The organism is Halalkalirubrum salinum (genome assembly GCF_005543295.1).
Taxonomy (GTDB): domain Archaea; phylum Halobacteriota; class Halobacteria; order Halobacteriales; family Haloferacaceae; genus Halalkalirubrum; species Halalkalirubrum salinum.
The window spans coordinates 1-1,580 of the sequence record NZ_SRSG01000042.1 but is presented as its reverse complement, the minus strand read 5'-3'; the positions used below and the strand labels follow the sequence as shown (position 1 = coordinate 1,580).

Genomic DNA, 1,580 nt, shown 5'->3' with positions numbered 1-1,580 from the left:
GTAGTTGGATAGCAGTTCTATGTCGAGACGATTTCGTAGCAGTCTCATAGACCGTTCTCTAATGCAGAACTAACTGTGTCACTGGGGAGTCGTGGATCAACGGAATCGACAGATTCCGTGATCCGCACCGATGATAGTTCGCTACTCCGCCAGCAGCTCGTAGTCAAAGAGCTTGAGAACCGATTTCTACGACGCCAGGTCACTGCACAACAACAGGAAATCGAACAGCTTGAGGCTCGCCTCAAGCAGTACGAAAATCCAAACACACCTCCCAGTAGACAGGGTGGTGCGGCTAATTCACCAGGCGATGACGGCCAAACCGAGGACGAAGACGAAGAACCTGATGAAGACAACGCTGGCGGCGACTCTGACGCCGCCAGCGACTCTTCACCAGGCCGTAGTGAAGGTCACGAGGGGACTACTCGAACAGCACCTGAACCAGAAGAAACGATTCGGGTCGATCAGGGATACTGTCCTGACTGTGAGCAAATCCTCTCTAACCCTGAGAACTACGTCTCACAAACTGTTATCGATGTCCCGCTCCCTGTTCCAACCACCGTCGTAAAGTACGAACTCGGTAAACACCACTGTTCGTGCGGAAACGAGGTCGTTGCTGAACATCCCGACTGCCCGAAAAAGGGGCGGTTTGGGCCAAATATCATGGCCCAAACCGCTCTCAGTCGGTTCCATCAACGACTGCCAAACCGGAAGCAAGCCGAGCTATTTGACTGGGAGCTTGATCATCCAGTCTCCCACCGGACGATCTACAACTTGACCAAGCGGGTCGCAGACCGGCTGCGACCCGCATACAACGATGTCAAAGAGAAGGTTCGGGAGAGTGAGGTCGTCTACTGCGATGAAACAGGCTTTCCGGTTGACGGAGAACAACACTGGGCGTGGACGTTCGTCACTGATGACGAGGTGCTGTTCTGGATTGATGAGAGCCGTGGAAGTGGAGTCTTAGAAGACGTCCTCGGCGAGGAATTCGCCGAGGACTCGACGCTCAGTTGTGACGGCTGGTCAGCGTATTCGAGTTATCACACGAAACTTCAGCGGTGCTGGGCGCACCTGTTGCGGGAGGCTGAGTACGTCGCTGAACGGCACGAGGAAGCAGAGCGGCTATCTGCAGAGTTGCACGCACTCCACGACGACCTAACGACGTTCGTCGAAGGAGAGCCGTCGGCTTCCGCCCGCGAGCAGAAGCGGGCGGAAGCGTCCTTGCACTTAGAGGGCCTGATTAGAGAGGATTACGAGGCCCGAGAGGTTCAAAAGCTGATCAAGAAGATCAGCAATGGCTTGGGTCACTGGCTTACGTTTGTGACTGAACCAGATGTTGATTCAACGAATAATCGCGCAGAGCGGGCTCTGCGCGAGCAAGTAGTCCTTCGGAAGATGTTTCGGACCCTCCGTTCGGCAGAAGGGGTCCAGATTCACGAGACAATAACAACGATGTTGGCGACGTGGAAACGACGAGGACTCGATCCACCAGAACAGCTCCAGTCAATTCTGGGTGGGAGAGAACTTCGGTAAGGACGAGAGGCATCACTGAGCGGTATATCTTGGTCTTGCTATCCAACTAC

At 54.5% G+C, this 1,580-nt stretch carries 1 protein-coding gene; it reads left to right on the top strand.

Going from position 1 to position 1,580, the window contains the following annotated elements; translation table 11 throughout:
• The first annotated feature begins 75 nt into the window (after positions 1-75).
• On the top strand, positions 76-1,530 hold the full coding sequence (gene tnpC / locus E5K03_RS13675; protein ID WP_138007368.1) for an IS66 family transposase: 1,455 nt from the start codon (positions 76-78) through the stop codon (positions 1,528-1,530).
• The last annotated feature ends 50 nt before the right edge of the window (positions 1,531-1,580 follow it).